At 66.2% G+C, this 17,563-nt stretch carries 12 protein-coding genes; 9 read left to right on the top strand and 3 right to left on the bottom strand.

All coding sequences use genetic code 11. The features are described from left to right. Nucleotides 1-266 precede the first annotated feature (266 nt). The 5 genes from FBX97_RS20515 (at nt 267) to FBX97_RS20495 (ending at nt 5,923) form a co-directional block, all read left to right on the top strand. Nucleotides 267-2,177, top strand: coding sequence for a lytic transglycosylase domain-containing protein (locus FBX97_RS20515; protein ID WP_255517601.1), 1,911 nt, complete (start codon nt 267-269; stop codon nt 2,175-2,177). Nucleotides 2,178-2,206: 29 nt separating this feature from the next. Continuing rightward, a complete protein-coding gene (locus tag FBX97_RS20510; RefSeq protein WP_141835957.1) occupies nt 2,207-3,178 on the top strand; it encodes a complex I NDUFA9 subunit family protein in 972 nt (323 codons plus the stop codon). 39 nt (nt 3,179-3,217) lie between these two features. Then, a complete protein-coding gene (locus tag FBX97_RS20505; RefSeq protein ID WP_141835954.1) occupies nt 3,218-3,934 on the top strand; it encodes a glutathione S-transferase family protein in 717 nt (238 codons plus the stop codon). A gap of 5 nt (nt 3,935-3,939) precedes the next feature. Then, nucleotides 3,940-5,178: a multifunctional CCA addition/repair protein gene (locus FBX97_RS20500; RefSeq protein ID WP_141835952.1), complete on the top strand. Its 1,239-nt coding sequence runs from the start codon at nt 3,940-3,942 to the stop codon at nt 5,176-5,178. Nucleotides 5,179-5,254: 76 nt separating this feature from the next. Next, the gene (locus FBX97_RS20495) at nt 5,255-5,923 is read left to right on the top strand and encodes a GNAT family N-acetyltransferase (protein WP_141835949.1); all 669 of its coding nucleotides are present in this window, start codon (nt 5,255-5,257) and stop codon (nt 5,921-5,923) included. A gap of 7 nt (nt 5,924-5,930) precedes the next feature. Here FBX97_RS20495 and FBX97_RS20490 read toward each other — a convergent pair whose 3' ends face one another. Continuing rightward, the gene (locus tag FBX97_RS20490; RefSeq protein WP_141835946.1) at nt 5,931-7,139 is read right to left on the bottom strand and encodes an AGE family epimerase/isomerase; all 1,209 of its coding nucleotides are present in this window, start codon (nt 7,137-7,139) and stop codon (nt 5,931-5,933) included. Nucleotides 7,140-7,182: 43 nt separating this feature from the next. Continuing rightward, entirely contained in the window at nt 7,183-8,298 is a 1,116-nt protein-coding gene (locus tag FBX97_RS20485; protein ID WP_141835943.1) for a LacI family DNA-binding transcriptional regulator, read from the bottom strand. Between the two features lie 116 nt (nt 8,299-8,414). On the opposite strand from FBX97_RS20485, the gene FBX97_RS20480 reads away from it, so the two are divergent. Genes FBX97_RS20480 through FBX97_RS20470 form a run of 3 tightly spaced genes read left to right on the top strand, consistent with a single transcriptional unit; the run spans nt 8,415 to nt 13,216 of the window. Beyond that, nucleotides 8,415-10,661, top strand: a complete 2,247-nt coding sequence (locus tag FBX97_RS20480; RefSeq protein WP_141835940.1) for a glycoside hydrolase family 3 C-terminal domain-containing protein — start codon at nt 8,415-8,417, stop codon at nt 10,659-10,661. Between the two features lie 12 nt (nt 10,662-10,673). Further along, nucleotides 10,674-12,014, top strand: coding sequence for a cellulase family glycosylhydrolase (locus FBX97_RS20475; RefSeq protein WP_141835937.1), 1,341 nt, complete (start codon nt 10,674-10,676; stop codon nt 12,012-12,014). Then, on the top strand, nt 12,011-13,216 hold the full coding sequence (locus tag FBX97_RS20470; RefSeq protein ID WP_141835934.1) for a glycoside hydrolase family 27 protein: 1,206 nt from the start codon (nt 12,011-12,013) through the stop codon (nt 13,214-13,216). The genes FBX97_RS20475 and FBX97_RS20470 overlap by 4 nt, the downstream gene beginning before the upstream one ends. A gap of 54 nt (nt 13,217-13,270) precedes the next feature. On the opposite strand, the gene FBX97_RS20465 is transcribed toward FBX97_RS20470, so the two are convergent. Then, nucleotides 13,271-13,771, bottom strand: coding sequence for an Lrp/AsnC family transcriptional regulator (locus tag FBX97_RS20465; protein WP_141835931.1), 501 nt, complete (start codon nt 13,769-13,771; stop codon nt 13,271-13,273). Nucleotides 13,772-13,926: 155 nt separating this feature from the next. Here FBX97_RS20465 and FBX97_RS20460 point away from each other — a divergent pair, with 155 nt between their 5' ends. After that, nucleotides 13,927-17,502, top strand: coding sequence for an indolepyruvate ferredoxin oxidoreductase family protein (locus FBX97_RS20460; RefSeq protein ID WP_141835928.1), 3,576 nt, complete (start codon nt 13,927-13,929; stop codon nt 17,500-17,502). Nucleotides 17,503-17,563: the final 61 nt, after the last annotated feature.

Below are 17,563 nucleotides of genomic sequence, written 5' to 3'. Positions count from 1 at the left end.
ATTCGCCGGTCATGGATGATATGAAGCGTAAATTGAAAGTTGGATTGATGTTTCCGCAAAAACTGTTTGCCGGCGCCAGTCTTGCCGCCACGGGCTTGATCTCGTTTGTCGTTGCTTCCGCTGCCTCGGCCCAGGCCGCAGCGCCAATTGCTCCCACCACAGCGCCCGCCACCTCGGCCCCAGCCACGGGCACCCCAGCCGCTGGCGTGCCAGCCACCGGAGCGCCGGCCGCCGGAGCGCCGGCCACCGGAGCGCCGGCCGCAGCAATGCCGGCCGCCAGCGCTGCCGCGCCTGCCGGCACCGTGCTACTGGTCGCCAACGATGCCAGCCGCGAACAGGACGAGATCTTCCTGCAATTGCGCGACGCCGCCCGCCAGGGCGACGCCAACCGCGCGGCCGGACTCGCCTCGCGGCTGCCGAACTACGCGATTCCCTCATATGTCGACTATTATCGGCTCAAACCGCGCCTGCGCGACGCCAGCGACGCCGAGGTGCTCGATTTCCTGAAGCGCTACGAAGGCAGCGCCATTGCCGACCGCATGCGCAACGACTGGCTGCTCGAGCTCGGCCGCAAGCGCGACTGGGTGAATTTCGACCGCGAGCTGCCCCTTTTCGTCAAGAAAGACGACTACCAGGTCAAGTGCTACGCACTGCTGTCGCGCGCCATCAAGGGCGAACGGGTGGCGGCCGAGGCGCGCGCGCTGCTCGACAATCCGCCCCAGTACGGCGAGGCCTGCGCGGCGCTGGTGGCGCAGCTGGCCCAGTCCGGACAATTCAACCAGGCCGACCTGCTGGCCCAACTGCGCCTGGCCGGCGAGATGCACGCGACCGGGCCCGCGCGCCGTACCGCATTGCTGCTGGGTGCGTCGGACACGCGCGCGGCGCAGGCGGTCGACGTACCGGCGCTGGCGATGGCGCGCGGCATCGGCAACACGCGCGCCGAGCACGAAATCTACCTGGTCGCGATCGGCCGCATGGCGCGCACCAGCCTGAAGCTGGCGACGGTGGCGCTGGACAAGAATGCATCGACACTGTCGGCCGAGGAGCGTGCGATCGGCTGGTCGAACATCGCGCTGGCGGCGTCGCTGACGCTGGCACCCGACGCCTACGATTACTGGCAGCGCGCGGCCGGCGCCCCACTGTCGGAAACCCAGCTCGAGTGGAAGACCCGGATCGCGCTGCGCCGCGGCGACTGGAAGACGGTGCGCGCCACTATCGAATCGATGCCGCCCGACCAGCAGGCGCTGACGGCCTGGACCTACTGGCTGGGGCGCGCCATGCAGGCCCAGGGCCGCACCGAGGATGCCCAGGCGCTGTATCGTCGCATTGCTGACCAGAACAGTTTTTATGGTCAGCTGGCGATGGAAGAAGTCGGCATGCAGGTGACGATCCCGCCTGGCGCAGCGCCCTTGACCCCGGTCGAAGTAGCGCAGGCCGCCGCCAATCCGGGATTCAAGCGCGCCCTGAAATTCTTCGGCATGCGCATGCGCTTCGAGGGGACGCGCGAGTGGAACTGGACGGTGAGCAATCTTTCCGAGCGCCAGTTGCTCGCGGCAGCCGAGTATGCGCGCCAGAACCAGATCCTGGACCGCATGGTCAACACCTCGGAGCGCACCCGCACCGAGTTCGATTACACCCAGCGCTTCCCGGCGCCGCACAACGACATCCTGCACCCGACCGCGCAGGGACTGGGCCTGGACCAGGCCTGGGTGTACGGCCTGATCCGCCAGGAATCGCGTTTCATTACCGATGCCCAGTCCGGCGTCGGGGCATCCGGATTGATGCAGGTGATGCCGTCGACCGCGAAATGGGTGGCTGGCAAGATCGGCCTGGACGACTATGGCCACGGCATGCTGAACGATATCCGCACGAATATCTTGCTTGGCACTAATTACTTGAACATGGTGCTGAACAACGCCGACGGTTCGCAGGTGCTGGCGACAGCCGCTTACAATGCCGGTCCGGGGCGGGCACGCAACTGGCGCGGGCTGCTGGCGGCGCCGATGGAAGGGGCGGTGTTCGTCGAATCCATTCCTTTCGAAGAAACCCGCAACTACGTGCGCAATGTGATGTCGAACGCAACGAACTATGCGGCGCTGTTCGAAAAGCGTCCGCAATCGCTCAAGGCCCGCCTGGGCACGATCACGCCGCGCGGCAACGCCCTCGGCCTGCCATGAGGATCGATTAATACGACAAGGGGACGACCATGGCCGAGCTGTCGGTGCTGTTGATTGGAGGAAGTGGATTCATCGGCAGTCACGTGGCGGCACGGCTGGCGGAGAAGGGCGTGAGCATCGCGGTACCGACGCGCCACGAAGCACATGCGATGCACCTGATGCCGCTCGGCGTCGACATCGTCGAAGCGAACATCCACGACGACGCCACGCTGCGCCGCCTGGTGGCCGGCAAGAGCGCGGTGATCAACCTGGTCGGCATCCTGTATGCGCAACGCGGCACGCCGTATGGCGAAGGATTCCGGCGCGCCCACGTCGAGTTGCCGCGCCGCATAGTCGAGGCCTGCGCCGCCGCCGGCGTGCCGCGCTATCTGCACATGAGTGCGCTGGGCGCCGATCCGCAGGGGCCGTCGATGTACCAGCGTTCCAAGGCCGACGGCGAACGCGCCGCATCCGCCAACCCGGCGGTGGCGGCGACGATCTTCCGTCCTTCGGTCGTGTTCGGCGAGGAAGACAATTTCCTGAACATGTTTGCACGGCTGCAGCGCCACGTGCCAATCGTGCCGCTGGCCTGCGCCAGGGCGCGCTTCCAGCCGGTGTACGTCGGCGACGTTGCCGATGCCTTCGTGCGGGCGCTGTTCGATCGCCACACGGCCGGCAAGACTTATGAACTGGGCGGGCCGCGCGTCTACACCCTGGCCGAGCTGGTACACCTGGCCGGACGCTACAGCGGCCACGAGCGCAAAGTCATCGGCTTGCCGGATGGCCTGGCGCGGCTGCAGGCCATGTTCTTCGAGCTGTTGCCCGGCACGCCGCTGATCAGCCGCGACAACCTGGACTCGATGAAAGTCGATAATGTCGTCAATAAAGTTGTAAATCCGTCTATGCAGGTCTTGACAGCCGAGGCGCTGGGAATCAAGCTCACGGCGCTCGAGGCCGTCGCGCCGCAGTATCTGTCGCCGACCGGCCGCATCGACGTCCTGCGCGCCCGCGCCGGACGCTAACCTGAAGACCGCATCCAGACCCGAAAGCCCCAGCGCGCCATGCAGACAATCGAACTCGACCCGACGCTCACGCAAACCCTCGACCAGGCCCGCCAGGCCGGCCTGACCCTGGTCATCGGCAACAAGAATTACTCGTCGTGGTCGATGCGCCCGTGGGTGGCGGCGGTGGCGGCCGGCATCCCGTTTACCGAAGTGCGCGTCCTGCTCGACCAGCCCGATACCTCGGCCAACATCGCCCGCTTCTCGGCCGCCGGCCGGGTGCCGGTCCTGCTGGCCGGCGAGATGACGATCTGGGACAGCCTCGCGATTTGCGAATACTTGGCTGAGCAATTTCCCGATAAACATTTGTGGCCGCAAGACGTGGCGGCGCGCGCCCTGGCGCGCTCGGTCGTGGCCGAGATGCATTCGGGTTTCCCCGACCTGCGCATGGCGATGTCGATGAACATCAAGGCCAAATTGCCGGGCCGCGGCCGCACGCCGGGCGCCCAGGCCGACATCGGCCGCATCTGCGAAATCTGGGAAGAGTGCCTGGCGCGCTTCGGCCACCACCGCTTCCTGTTCGGCGATTTCTCGATTGCCGACGCCTTCTATGCGCCGGTCGTGATGCGTTTCAAAACCTATGGCGTGGCGCTGGCGCCGGCGCTGCAGGCGTATTGCGACCGCATGCAGGCCCATCCGGCGGTGGCGCGCTGGGTCGAGGAAGCGCTGCAGGAAACCGAGATCGCCGCCGGCCACGAAGACGACTTGCCGGACTGATGCCGATGCAGATTTACGTCGTCGGCGGCGCGGTGCGCGATGAATTGCTGGGGCTGCCGGTGCAGGACCACGACTGGGTCGTGGTCGGCGCCACCCCGGATCAGATGATTGCCCAGGGTTTCCGTCCGGTCGGCAAGGATTTTCCAGTCTTCCTGCACCCGCAAACGCAGGAGGAATACGCGCTGGCGCGCACCGAACGCAAGACCGCGCCGGGCTACCACGGCTTCGTGTTCCACACCTCGCCCGAGGTCAGGCTGGAAGACGATTTAATAAGGCGCGATCTCACCATCAATGCGATGGCGCGTGCCGAGGACGGCAGCATCGTCGATCCCTACGGCGGACAGCAGGATTTGCGCGAGCGCGTGTTCCGCCATGTCTCCGAAGCCTTTGCGGAAGATCCGGTCCGCATCCTGCGCCTGGCGCGCTTTGCCGCCCGCTTTCCGGATTTCCGTGTGGCGGACGCGACCAACGTCCTGATGCGCAGGATGGTGGACGAGGGCGAGGTCGACGCACTGGTGCCGGAACGCGTGTGGCAGGAACTGTCGCGCGGGCTGATGGAACAGAAACCGTCGCGCATGTTTGCGGTGCTGCGCGATTGCGGCGCCCTGGCCCGCATCCTGCCCGAGCTGGATGCGCTGTGGGGTGTGCCGCAGCCGCCGTTGCACCACCCGGAAGTCGATACCGGCGTCCACATGATGCTGGTGATCGACTATGCGGCCGAGCGCGGCTTCGACTTGCCGATCCGCTTTGCCGCCCTGATGCACGACCTCGGCAAGGGCGTGACGCCGGCCGAGCATTGGCCCAAGCACCATGGCCACGAAGGCATGGGGCCGCGCCTGATCACCGACTTATGCAAACGCCTGCGCGTGCCGACCGATTGTCGTGACCTGGCGGTCATGACTGCGCGCGAACACGGCAACGTCAGCCGCGCCATGGAATTGCGGCCGAAGACCATCGTGACCCTGTTCGAACGCTGCGACGCCTTCCGCAAGCCCGAGCGCTTCGCCCAGATGCTGCTGGCATCCGAATGCGACGCGCGCGGGCGCGGGCACGAGACCCACGACATGCGCTATCGCGATTATCCGCAGGGACCCTATTTGTTGCGGGCGCTGGCGGCGGCGCGCGCCGTGAACGCGGGCGAGGTCGCGGAACGCTTCGCCGCGGACAAGGCACGGATTCCGGAAGCGGTGCATGCAGCCAGGGTAGCGGCAGTGAAGGCGGCGCTGGGGGATGTGCGCGACTGAATCGTCGGAAACGACGGACGAACACCAATCCATTACAATGGAAGGATTGGTGCACCGCACAAAACCTTTCCTCCCCATGACACCGCAGGACAATCCCCTCCGCCGCTGGCTGAAAAGTCTGAAGGGCAAGAACGGCCGCCAGCCGGTCCTCGTCAAGGCCTTGAGCGAGCGCGACCGCCGCCGCGTCCTGCGCCACTTCATGGCCCTCGACAGCAACGACCGCCTGCTGCGCTTCGGCAGCATGCTCCCCGACGAGCGCGTGGAAGCCTACGTGGCGAAGCTCGATTTCGCCAGGGACATCGTGTTCGGCGTCTACAACCGTGTGTTCCAGCTGGTCGGCGTCGGCCATCTGGCGGTTACGTCGAAAGAGGCGCACCCGGACAGCATCCACTACACCGACAAGGAAAAGGTGGCCGAGTTCGGCGTATCGGTGTCGACATCGGCGCGCGGGCAGGGCGTCGGCACGCGCTTGTTCGAGCGCGCCGCCACCCACTGCCGCAATGTCGACGTCGACACCCTGTACATGCAGTGCCTGTCCTCGAACCGCACCATGATGCACATCGCCAAGAAGGCGGGCATGGAAATCCACCGCGAATACGGCGAAGCCGACGCCCACCTGCACCTGCCGCCGCCCAGTCCCTCGAGCGTGCTGGCGGAGGCGCTGGAAGAGCAGATCGCCAAGATCGATTACGCGGTGAAGGCGAATGCGCGCGCCGCTTTCCGCCTGTTCAGCCCGAAAAAGTAAGCTCCACTTACTTGTCGAGTACGTTCAGCACCTCGTAGCACGCACCCATGGTGTGATAGTCGACCTTGCCGGCCGGGCTTTTCTCGTCGGTCAGCTTTTGGTTGGCCGGTCCCAGGATGCGGTACCAGGCGCCGTGCTGGTGGTCGACGAAGTGGGCCCAGCTGTAGGCCCAGATGCGGTCGTACCAGTCCCAATACGCGGCGTCGCCGGTGCGCGCACCCAGCAGGGCCGCCGCCGCCAGGCTCTCGGCCTGCACCCAGAAGTATTTTTGCGGATCGCAGATGCTGCCGTCCGGCGCAAAGCCGTAGTAGATCCCGCCATGTTTGCCATCCCAGGCCTTGGTCAGGGCAGCGTCGAACAGCGCGCGCGCGCGCGGCAGCAGCCAGTCGGCCGGATTGCTCAATTGAGCACTGTGCCGTTCCAGGATGAGCAGCAGCTTGGCCCATTCGGCCAGGTGCCCCGGCTGGTAGCCCCAGGGACGGAAGATGTTGGTGCTGTCGTGGCGGTTGTAGTCGGGGTCGACCGACCAGTCGGCGTTGTAGTGTTCCCACACCAGGTTGCCGTACAGGCCGGCCTGGCGCACGGTGATGTTGTGCGCCAGCGTCTCGGCGCGTGCCAGGTAGCGCAGGTCGCCGGTGGCGTCGAAGGCGGCCAGCATCGCCTCGCAGGCGTGCATGTTGGCGTTCTGGCCTCGGTAGCCGTCGAGGCGCGACCAGTCACCGCTGGCTTCGTCGGCGTACAGGCCGTGCTGCGGCTCCCAGAAGCGCTGCTCCATCAGGTCGAAGGTTTCATCCAGCCAGGCGCGCGCCTCGGCCACGCCGGCCATCAGCCCGTGTGCATAGGCCAGCAGCACGAAGGCCAGGCCGTAGCAGTGGTTGGTGTCGTCGGTGACGGTCTTCGTACCTTCGTTCCAGTCGAGCGTCCATGCATAGCCGCCGGTCGCCGGGTTGCGGTGCGCATCTCTCAGAAAGCGCAGGCCGTGCAGCACGCGCGCGCGGTCGGCCGCCTCGCCGAACTGGCGCCACGCCATGGCGAAGTTGAACACGAAGCGGGTGCTGCTGACCAGGTGGCGGGTGCGGGCATCGTAGACGCTGCCGTCGTCCTTGTAGAAATGGTAGAAGCCGCCGCTCGGGTCGACGCAGCGCGGATCGTAGAAGCTGCGGGTATGGCGGATGTGCTGCAGCAGCACGGCGCGCGATTGGAAGTCTGGATGCATGGGTTATTGTTGTGATGCGTCTCGTTGTAGGGTAAGTCTCGTCTCAATAATGTGGACGCCGGCGCGGATCTTCGTAGACGGTGCTGGCGCGCACGATCAGTTCGACCGGCGCGACTTTTTCGACGGCCTGGGCCGGTTCCTCGGGATCGCGCAGCAGCAGTTCGACGCCGAGCGCGCCGAGTTCCTTTTTGTCGATGCGCAGCGTGGTCAGCGGGCGGTGGCCGAGCAGGGCGCCCGGGATGTCGTCGAAGCCGACGATCGAGACATCGTGCGGGACGCTCAGGCCAGCCGCCAGGCAGCAGCGCATCGCCGCCAGCGCGGCGGCGTCGTTGTAGCAGAACACGGCATCCGGCGGATGCGGCAGGGCGAGCAGGGTCTGCATCGCCTCGTAGGCGCCGGTTTCGAGGTCGACGCCGTCGGCCAGCGTCACGTCCAGGCGCGGATCGGCCAGCACCCCGGCCTCGAACAGCGCCTGGCGGTAGCCGCGGTTGCGTTCGCGCACGCTGTAGTGGCTCAGCGGGCCGGAAATCATCGCGATGCGCTCGCGTCCCAGCTTGATCAGGTGGCGGGTGGCGAGCTGGCCGCCCATCAGGTTGTCCGGGTTGACGGAGCTGTAGCCGCGCAGCTTCATGTCGATCAGGACCAGCGGCTTGCCGGTGGCGCGCAGCGCGGCCAGCAGTTCAGGCTCGAAGAAGCCGGCGCAGACGATGGCGTCCGGCGCGTGCATGCGCAATTGATCGTTGAGGCCGTCGGCCGGCCCCACCGCCAGGAAGGACAGCACCACGCCGCGCGCGCGGCAGGCTTCCTCGGCGCCGTGCAGCACCGGTGAATAGAAGGGGCTGCTGGCGGCGGTGTCGTGTTGGCGGTGCAGCAGGAAGGCCAGGCGGCGGATGCGCTTGCGGCGCAGCTTGCAGAAGTCGTAGCCCAGTTCGTGGGCCGCCTGCAACACGCGCTGGCGCGTCGCTTCGGTCAGGCCGGGCTCGTTCTTGAGGGCGCGCGAGATGGTGCCGGTCGAGACGCCGGCATGGCGCGCCAGGTCGCGCACCGTCACCGGCGGCCGTTCGCCGCCACGCTGGCCACCGTCGATGCCGCCCGGGTCGGGGGCACTGCGCGGGGCATCCGGATTCACGCTGTCTTGTGGGCTCGTGTCTGCGGACATGGTCGTTTTATCGTTTTGTTGGATCGGATAAGTGTAGCCGTCTTTACTAAACAGTGTAATCCCGGCTATATTTTATGTGTAAGAAACCGATTTCATAAAACAAAGTGAGACACCCTATGCGTTTTCCTAGCCTGACCCTCGTGGCCGCACTGGCCGCCGCCTTCCCTGTTTTCGCAACTGCGGCCGATGCGGCCCCGAATGCCGCGGCCGAACCGGCCCAGAAACCCTGGCTCGACCGCTCGCTGAGCGCCGACCAGCGCGCCCAGCTGGCCGTCAAGGCCATGACCCAGCAGGAAAAGCTGGTGTGGGTGATGTCTTACTTCGGCCATGACTTCGGCAAGGGCAAGCGCATTCCGGAAGCGCTGCCGCAATCGGCCGGCTACGTGCCGGGTTCGCCGCGCCTCGGCCTGCCGGCGCTGTTCGAGACCGACGCCGGCCTCGGCGTGGCCTCGCAGGCCGGCCCCAACGTGCGCGAGCGCACCTCGCTGCCGTCGGGCCTGGCCACGGCCTCGACCTGGGATCCGAAGGTGGCGTATGCCGGCGGCGCGATGATCGGTTCGGAGGCGCGCGCCTCCGGCTTCAACGTGATGCTGGCCGGCGGCGTGAACCTGATGCGCGAACCGCGCAACGGCCGCAACTTCGAATACGCCGGCGAAGACCCGCTGCTGGCCGGCACCATGGTGGGCCAGGCCATCAAGGGCATCGAATCGAACAACATCATCTCGACCCTGAAGCACTACGCCCTGAACGACCAGGAAACCGGCCGCAACGAACTCGATGCGCGCATCGACAAGGCGGCCTTCCGCATGTCCGACCTGCTGGCGATGGAACTGGCGCTGGAACAGTCGGATGCCGGTTCCGTCATGTGCTCGTACAACCGCGTCAACGGTCCGTATGCCTGCGAAAACAGCTGGCTGCTGAACGACGTCCTCAAGCGCGACTGGGGTTTCAAGGGCTTCGTGATGTCCGACTGGGGCGCAACCCACAGCACCGTGGCCGCCGCCAACAATGGCCTGGACCAGCAGTCCGGCCATGAATTCGACAAGTCGCCGTACTTTGCCGGTGCGCTGCTGGAAGCGGTCAAGACCGGCGCCGTGCCGCAGTCGCGCCTGGACGACATGGTCACGCGCATCCTGCGCACCATGTTCGCCAAGGGCGTGGTCGACAACCCGGTCAAGGAAGGCGGCGCGATCGACGTCGCCAGGAACAACGCGGTCAGCCGCCAGACCGCCGAAGAAGGCATGGTGCTGCTGAAGAACGACAATCGCGTGCTGCCGCTGGCGAAGACGGTGCGCACCATCGCCGTGATCGGCGGCCATGCGGATGCCGGCGTGCTGGCCGGCGGCGGTTCGTCGCTGGTGTATCCGCGCGGCGGCAATGCGGTCAAGGGCTTGCTGCCGGCCACCTGGCCGGGCCCGGTGATGTACCACAACTCGTCGCCGCTGCGCGCGATCCAGGCGCAGGCGCCGAATGCCAAAGTGGTCTATGACGACGGCACCGACCCGGCCCGCGCGGCACGCGTGGCGGGCCAGGCCGACGTGGCGCTGGTGTTCGCGACCCAGTGGGTCGGCGAGGCGCTGGACGCCACCTCGCTGGCGCTGCCGGACCGCCAGGACGACCTGATCACGACCGTGGCCGGCGCCAATGCGCGCACCGTGGTCGTGCTCGAAAATGGCGGCCCGGTCACGATGCCGTGGCTGAACAAGGTGCCGGCGGTGCTGGAAACCTGGTATCCGGGCACCAGCGGCGGCGAAGCGATCGCCAACGTGCTGTTCGGCGCGGTGAACCCGTCCGGCCACCTGCCGGCGACCTTCCCGGCATCCGAGCAGCAGCTGCCGCGGGCGACGGTGGACGGCGATCCGAAGCAGCCCGAGATGCAGTTCGCCGTGACTTACACCGAAGGCGCGGCGCTCGGCTACAAATGGTTCGACCTGAAGGGCCACAAGCCGCTGTTCCCGTTCGGGCACGGCCTGTCGTACACCACCTTCTCGTACTCGGGCCTGAGCAGCCAGGTCAAGAACGGCCGCCTGCATGTGCGCTTCAAGGTCACCAACACCGGCAGCGTCGCCGGCAAGGACGTGCCGCAGGTGTACGTGTCGCCAACCGGCGGCGCCAAGTGGGAGGCGCCGAAGCGCCTGGCCGGCTGGGACAAGGTAGCGCTGCAGCCTGGTGAATCGAAGGAAGTCGAGGTGGCGGTGGAGCCGCGCGTGCTCGGCACCTTCGACGAGACCTCGCGCACCTGGCGCATTGGCAAGGGCAAGTACAAGCTGATGCTGGCCCAGGATGCAGCCGGCACCGGCGCCAGCAGCGTGACCGTGGACCTGCCGGCCAGCACGCTGGACGTACGCGGCCGCGCGCGCTGAACCGGAGGCGGTATGCAAGTTCAACTCGGCAGGATCGTGTTCGCCACCCTTGCCGGGTTGGCGAGCATCGGGGGCGCCGCTGCGCAGGCGGCGCCGGGCGAGGACGGCTTCGTCGCCGTCAAGGGCAGCCATTTCGTGCGCAAGGGCCAGCCCTACTACATCGCCGGCACCAACCTGTGGTACGGGGGCTATCTGGGCGCGCCGAGCGGCGTCGGCCAGCGCGCGCGTTTGACCCGGGAACTCGACCGCCTGAAAGCGCTCGGCATCAATAACGTGCGCGTGCTGGCAGTGTCCGAAAAGACGGCGATGAAGAGCGCCGTCAGCCCGGCCACCACGGCGGCGCCGGGAGAGTACGACGAGCAGTTGCTGAAGGGCCTGGACTTCCTGATGGCGGAACTGGGCAAGCGCGACATGACGGCGGTGCTCTACCTGAACAATTTCTGGCAGTGGTCGGGCGGCATGACCCAGTACCTGAACTGGTTCACGGGCAGCCCGGCGCACGATCCGAACGCGAGCAAGGATTACGAGCGCTTCATGGCCGAGAACGCGCGCTTCTACAGCAACGACAAGGCGCAGGCCGCATACCGGCAGGTCATCGCGCATATCGTCGGGCGCGTCAACACGGTGACCGGCCGCGCCTACCGCGACGACCCGGCCATCCTGTCGTGGCAGCTGGCCAACGAACCGCGGCCCGGCAACAGCAAGGCCACAAAGGCGGAGAAAACGGTTTATATCAAATGGATCGCCGACACCGCCCGTTACATCCGTTCGCTCGATGCCAGGCACATGGTCAGCAGCGGCAGCGAAGGCCTGGCCGGCTCAAGCCAGGACGAGCAGCTCTACCTGGACGCGCACCGCACCCCGGACATCGCCTACCTGACTTACCACCTGTGGCCGGCCAACTGGGGCTGGTTCGATCCGAAACGGGCGGACCAGACCTGGGCCGGCATGATGGACAAGAGCCTGCATTACCTGAACCTGCACATCGACGATGCGAAGCGGCTGGGCAAGCCGATCGTGCTGGAGGAGTTCGGCCTGAACCGCGATGGCGCATCCTTCGCCATCGGGTCCGGCACCACCGTGCGCGACCGCTTCTACGGCGAGGTGTTCGGACTGATCCAGCAACGCGCGGCCCAGGGCGACCCGGTCGCCGGCTGGAACTTCTGGGCCTGGGGCGGGGCGGGGCGCGCCGCGAATGCGGATTACTGGTGGAAGCCGGGGAACGATTTCGTCGGCGACCCGCCGCAGGAAGAGCAGGGCCTGTACTCGGTGTTCGACAGCGACGCCGCCACGCTGAAGGTGATCGGTGCTGCGGCGCAGCGCCTGCATGGCTTGGAAGGAGGCAAGCGATGAAGCGCGCCTTTGCCACTCTCCTGATGACAGCCGTGAGCGTGGCGCCGGCCTGGGCCCAGAAAGCCGAAGGCCTGGCCACGACCCCGCAGATGGGCTGGAACAGCTGGAACAAATTCGCCTGCAACATCGACGAAAAGCTGATCCGCGAGACCGCCGACGCGATGGTGAAACTGGGCCTGAAGGATGCCGGCTACCAGTACGTCAACATCGACGATTGCTGGCACGGCGCGCGCGATGCCAACGGCGAGATGCACCCGGACCCGCAGCGCTTTCCGTCCGGGATGAAGGCGCTGGCCGATTACGTGCACGCGCGCGGCCTCAAGCTGGGCATCTATTCGGACGTCGGCAACACCACCTGCGGCGGGCGTCCGGGCAGCCGCGGCCACGAATACCAGGACGCGCGCACCTATGCGGCCTGGGGCGTCGACTACATCAAGTACGACTGGTGCGACAGCAAGGGTTTGAGTGCCCAGGGCGCCTACCAGACTATCAGCGATGCGATCCGGGCCAGCCAGCGGCCGATGTTGCTGAGCATGTGCGAGTGGGGCGAGAACAAGCCGTGGGAATGGGCATCGCCCATCGGCCATTCCTGGCGCACCACCGGCGACATCTACCCGTGCTGGGATTGCGAGATGAGCCACGGGTCGTGGTCGGCGCTGGGCATCCTGCGCATCCTGGATAAACAGGCCGGTTTGCGCAAGTACGCGGGGCCGGGCCACTGGAACGACATGGACATGCTGGAAGTCGGCATGGGCATGACGGAAGACGAGGACCGTGCCCACTTCTCGATCTGGGCGATGATGAATTCACCGCTCATCCTCGGCAACGATCTGCGCTCGATGCCGGCGTCGGTACGCAGCATCATCGGGCGGCGCGAGGTCATCGCCATCAACCAGGACCCGCTCGGCGTGCAGGCGCTGCGTTTCTACAACCAGGGCCAGGTCGAGCTGTGGGCCAAGCCGATGGCGAACGACGAGTGGGCGTTCATGATCCTGAACCGCGGCGAGGCGCCGCTGGCGTATCGCTACGACTGGCAGCAGCACACGATCGGCGACGATCTGAGCAAGCGCGAAGCCGACTTCAGGAAAACGACGTACCGCTGGACGGATGCCTGGACCGGCAAGACCGGCGATACCGGCAAGCGCCTGGAGGTGACGGTGCCGGCGCATGGCGTGGTAGTGCTGCGTTTGAAAAAGCCGTAACAGGGTAAGACCCGGTCAAATGAGTGCGGCTACGTGCTCATTTGACCGTTTTATTCACACCAGCGGCAGCGCCGTGGTCTCCTTGATCCGCTGCAGCGCAAAGCTCGACTTCACGTCCAGCACCGCCGGGTGCCGCAACAGCGTGCCCATCATGAAGCGCGAAAAGTGCTCCATGTCCTCCACGTGCACGCGCAGCAGGAAATCCATTTCTCCCGTCATTGCATAGCAGGCGATCACTTCCGGCCAGGACGACACCGCCTGGGCGAACTCGAAGCGCGGCGAGGTCGCCGGCACCCGCGCATTCGGCGCGCCCTCGGCGTGCTTTTCCAGGCGCACGTTCACATAGGCCAGCAGGCCCAGGCCCAGCTTGTCGGGATCGAGCAGCGCCACGTACTGGCGGATCACACCGGCCTCTTCCAGCCGCTTGATGCGGCGCAGGCAGGGCGACGGCGACAGGCTGACGCGCTCCGCCACGTCCTGGTTGGACAGCCGGCCATCCGATTGCAGGATGGCCAGGATCTTGCGGTCGGTTTTATCCAGCTCGATTTTTGACATGAATCCCCCTAGTCGGTCAGGTGTACCGCAATTTTATTGCGCAAATCATCCGGCGGGGGGAATTGATTGAAATTTAATGCTTGCGATAGCGGCCTATACTGGCCGGAACAATGACGCGGACACCGCGCAAAACCGATGACAACGGAGACACAAGCATGAATGCACCCCTGGACCGCTCCCAGCTGGAACCGGCGCAGCCTCAGCAAGATATCACCCTCGACGACAAATGGACGCTCGAGCGCGGCCGCGCCTTCATGACCGGCACCCAGGCGCTGATCCGCCTGCCGATGCTGCAGCGCGAGCGCGACTTGCGGGCCGGGCTGAACACCGCCGGCTACATCACCGGCTACCGCGGGTCGCCGGTCACCCAGGTCGACCAGACCGCGTGGAAGGCGAAAAAACACCTGGACGCCCACCACGTCCACTTCCACCCGGGCATGAACGAAGACCTGGCCGCGACCGCGGTCTGGGGCACCCAGCAAACCAACTTGTTCAAGGATGCCAAGTACGATGGCGTATTCGCCATGTGGTACGGCAAGGGCCCGGGCGTGGACCGCTGCGGCGACGTTTTTAAACACGGCAACGCCGCCGGCAGCGCCGCCCACGGCGGCGTGATCGTGCTGGCCGGCGACGACCATGCCGCCAAATCCTCGTCGACCGCGCACCAGTCCGACCACATCCTGCACCACGTCGGCATGCCGGTGCTGTACCCGTCGTCGGTGCAGGAATACATCGACTACGGCCTGCATGCCTGGGCCATGAGCCGCTTCAGCGGGCTATGGGTGTCGATGAAATGCGTCACCGACATCATCGAATCCGGCGCCGTGGTCGACCTCGACCCGGAGCGCGTGCAAACCGTCATCCCGACCGACTTCGAGATGCCGCCGGGCGGCCTCAACATCCGCTGGCCGGATGCCGTGCTCGACCAGGAAGTGCGGATGAACAACTATAAATGGTACGCCGCCCTGGCCTATGCGCGTGCGAACAAGCTGAACCAGCTGGTCTGGGACAGCCCGAATCCGAAGATCGGCATCATCACCGCCGGCAAATCCTACCTCGACACGCGCCAGGCGCTGGCCGACCTCGGCATCGACGAGCAGGCCGCGCGCGAGATCGGCCTGCGCGTGTACAAAGTCGGCATGACCTGGCCGCTGGATTCGATCGGCGTGCACGAATTCGCCCAGGGCCTGGACGAGATCCTGGTGGTCGAGGAAAAGCGCCAAGTGCTGGAATACGCACTGAAGGAAGAGCTGTACAACCTGCCCGACGGCCAGCGCCCGCGCGTGGTGGGAAAATTCGACGACAGCGGCGAATGGAGCGTCAAGACCCGCTCCGGCCAGGGCGACTGGCTGCTGCCCGGCACCTACGAACTGAACCCGGCCCAGATCGCGCGCGCGATCGCCTCGCGCATCTCGCACTACTGCGCCGGCCACCCGGTCGCCGAACGCGTGCGCGAGCGCATCGCCTTCCTCGAAGCGAAGGAGCTGGTGCTGAAGGCAATCCCGGCCAAGGCCAACCCGGACACCGACCGCATCCCTTATTTTTGCTCGGGCTGCCCGCACAACAGCTCGACCAAGGTGCCGGAAGGCTCGCGCGCCCTGGCCGGCATCGGCTGCCACTACATGGTGCTGTGGATGGACCGCGAAACCTCGACGTTTACGCACATGGGCGCCGAAGGCACGACCTGGATCGGCCAGGCGCCGTTCACCGATGAAAAACACGTGTTCGCCAACCTGGGCGACGGCACCTACTTCCACTCGGGCGTGCTGGCGATCCGCGCCTCGGTCGCGGCCAAGGTCAATATCACCTACAAGATTCTGTACAACGACGCGGTGGCGATGACCGGCGGCCAGACCCACGACGGTCCGCTCGACCCGGCCAAGATCAGCCGCCAGCTCGCCGCCGAAGGGGTGAAACCGATCATCGTCGTCACCGACGAGCCGGAAAAATACCCGGCCGATTATCCGTGGGCCGAAGGCGTCACCGTGCGCCACCGCCTCGAGCTGATGGACGTGCAGAAGGAATTGCGCGAGATGCCGGGCGTGTCGGCCATGATCTACGACCAGACCTGCGCCTCCGAGAAGCGCCGCCGCCGCAAAAAAGGCGAGTACCCCGACCCGGCCAAGCGCGCCGTGATCAACGAAGCCGTGTGCGAAGGCTGCGGCGATTGCTCGAAGCAGTCGAACTGCCTGTCGGTCGAGCCGCTGGAGACGGAACTGGGCCGCAAGCGCCAGATCAACCAGTCGTCCTGCAACAAGGATTTTTCGTGCGTGACCGGCTTCTGCCCGAGTTTCGTCACCGTCGAGGGCGGTGGGCTGAAAAAGCCCAAGCCGGCGGCGAAAGCCGTCGGCGCAAGCACTTCTGATGTTAAACCGCCGCTGCTGCCGGTGCCGCGCATCCCGTCGACCGAGACGCCGTTCGGCATCCTGGTCACCGGCATCGGCGGCACCGGCGTGGTCACCGTCGGCCAGATCCTGGCGATGGCGGCCCACGTCGAAAACAAGGGCGCGCTGGTGCTGGACATGAGCGGCCTGGCCCAGAAGGGCGGTCCGGTGATGTCGCACGTGCGCCTGGCCGACCGCCAGGCCGACCTGCACTCGACCCGCGTCGGCACCGGCAACGCCGACCTCGTCATCGGCTGTGACCAGATCGTCACCGCCAGCCGCGACGCGCTGTCGCGCATGGGAGAAGGGCGCACCTGGGCCGCGGTGAACGCCAGCGGCGCCACCACCGCTGCCTTCATCAAGAATCCGGACTGGCAATTCCCGGGCGAAGGCTCGCGCGGCGCCATCCTGCAGGCTTGCGGCGCGGACAACGTCGATTTCCTCGACGCCGGGCAGATCGCCACCAGCCTGATGGGCGACGCCATCGCCACCAACATGTTCATGCTCGGCTACGCCTTCCAGAAGGGCCATGTGCCGCTCTTGGCCTCCTCGATCATCAAGGCGATCGAATTGAACGGCGTGTCGGTCGGTTTCAATAAAGCCGCGTTCGAGTGGGGCCGCACTGCCGCGCACGACCTGGCCTCGGTCACGCGCCTGACGACACCCGCAAAAGTGATCGAATTCAAGCGCGCGCAAAGCCTGGACGACCTCGTGAACCGCCGCGTCGAACTGCTCACCGCCTACCAGAACGCGGCCTACGCGCAGCAATACAAAGGCTTCGTCGACGGGGTGCGCGCCGCCGAGGCAAAGCTGGGCAAGGGCACGCGCCTGACCGAAGCGGTGGCGCGCTACCTGCACAAACTGATGGCCTACAAGGACGAGTACGAAGTCGCGCGCCTGTACACCGACCCGGCCTTCATGGACAAGATCAACGGCATGTTCGAAGGCGACGTCACATTGAAATTCCACCTGGCGCCACCGCTCATGGCGAAGAAGGACAAGCAGGGCCACCTGGTCAAGCAGGAATTCGGGCCATGGATGATGAAGGCTTTCGGCGTGCTGGCCAAAATGAAAGGTTTGCGCGGCACCGCGCTGGATCCGTTCGGCCGCACCGAGGAGCGGCGCATGGAGCGGGCGCTCATCGGCGACTACCGCAACACCGTGGCGGCGCTGCTGCCGAAGCTGACGGCCGAGAACCTGGCGCAGGCGGTGGCGATTGCCAGCGTGCCGGAAGACATCCGCGGCTTCGGGCACGTCAAGGAGCGCCACCTGGCGGCGGCCAAGCGCAAGGAGGCGGAGCTGGTGGCGGCTTTCCATACGCCGGGGGTCGCACCGCGCGCAGCCTGATCCGCTAGAGCAGGTCCGGCATGCAACGGCCGTGTCGCCGCTGTCGTCACAGCGCGAACAC

This window comes from Herbaspirillum sp. SJZ107 (genome assembly GCF_006715485.1).
Classification (GTDB): Bacteria; Pseudomonadota; Gammaproteobacteria; order Burkholderiales; family Burkholderiaceae_D; genus Telluria.
Note: the sequence above shows the minus strand (reverse complement) of the source record. Positions and strands in the feature narration are given on the sequence as shown.

Coding starts and splice junctions, on each gene's coding strand:
- FBX97_RS20490 (WP_141835946.1), bottom strand. CDS start 7,139: ATGCATCCAGACTTCCAATCGCGCGCCGTGCTGCTGCAGCACATCCGC.
- FBX97_RS20500 (WP_141835952.1), top strand. CDS start 3,940: ATGCAGATTTACGTCGTCGGCGGCGCGGTGCGCGATGAATTGCTGGGG.
- FBX97_RS20475 (WP_141835937.1), top strand. CDS start 10,674: ATGCAAGTTCAACTCGGCAGGATCGTGTTCGCCACCCTTGCCGGGTTG.
- FBX97_RS20505 (WP_141835954.1), top strand. CDS start 3,218: ATGCAGACAATCGAACTCGACCCGACGCTCACGCAAACCCTCGACCAG.
- FBX97_RS20495 (WP_141835949.1), top strand. CDS start 5,255: ATGACACCGCAGGACAATCCCCTCCGCCGCTGGCTGAAAAGTCTGAAG.
- FBX97_RS20460 (WP_141835928.1), top strand. CDS start 13,927: ATGAATGCACCCCTGGACCGCTCCCAGCTGGAACCGGCGCAGCCTCAG.
- FBX97_RS20515 (WP_255517601.1), top strand. CDS start 267: ATGCCGGCCGCCAGCGCTGCCGCGCCTGCCGGCACCGTGCTACTGGTC.
- FBX97_RS20510 (WP_141835957.1), top strand. CDS start 2,207: ATGGCCGAGCTGTCGGTGCTGTTGATTGGAGGAAGTGGATTCATCGGC.
- FBX97_RS20465 (WP_141835931.1), bottom strand. CDS start 13,771: ATGTCAAAAATCGAGCTGGATAAAACCGACCGCAAGATCCTGGCCATC.
- FBX97_RS20480 (WP_141835940.1), top strand. CDS start 8,415: ATGCGTTTTCCTAGCCTGACCCTCGTGGCCGCACTGGCCGCCGCCTTC.
- FBX97_RS20470 (WP_141835934.1), top strand. CDS start 12,011: ATGAAGCGCGCCTTTGCCACTCTCCTGATGACAGCCGTGAGCGTGGCG.
- FBX97_RS20485 (WP_141835943.1), bottom strand. CDS start 8,298: ATGTCCGCAGACACGAGCCCACAAGACAGCGTGAATCCGGATGCCCCG.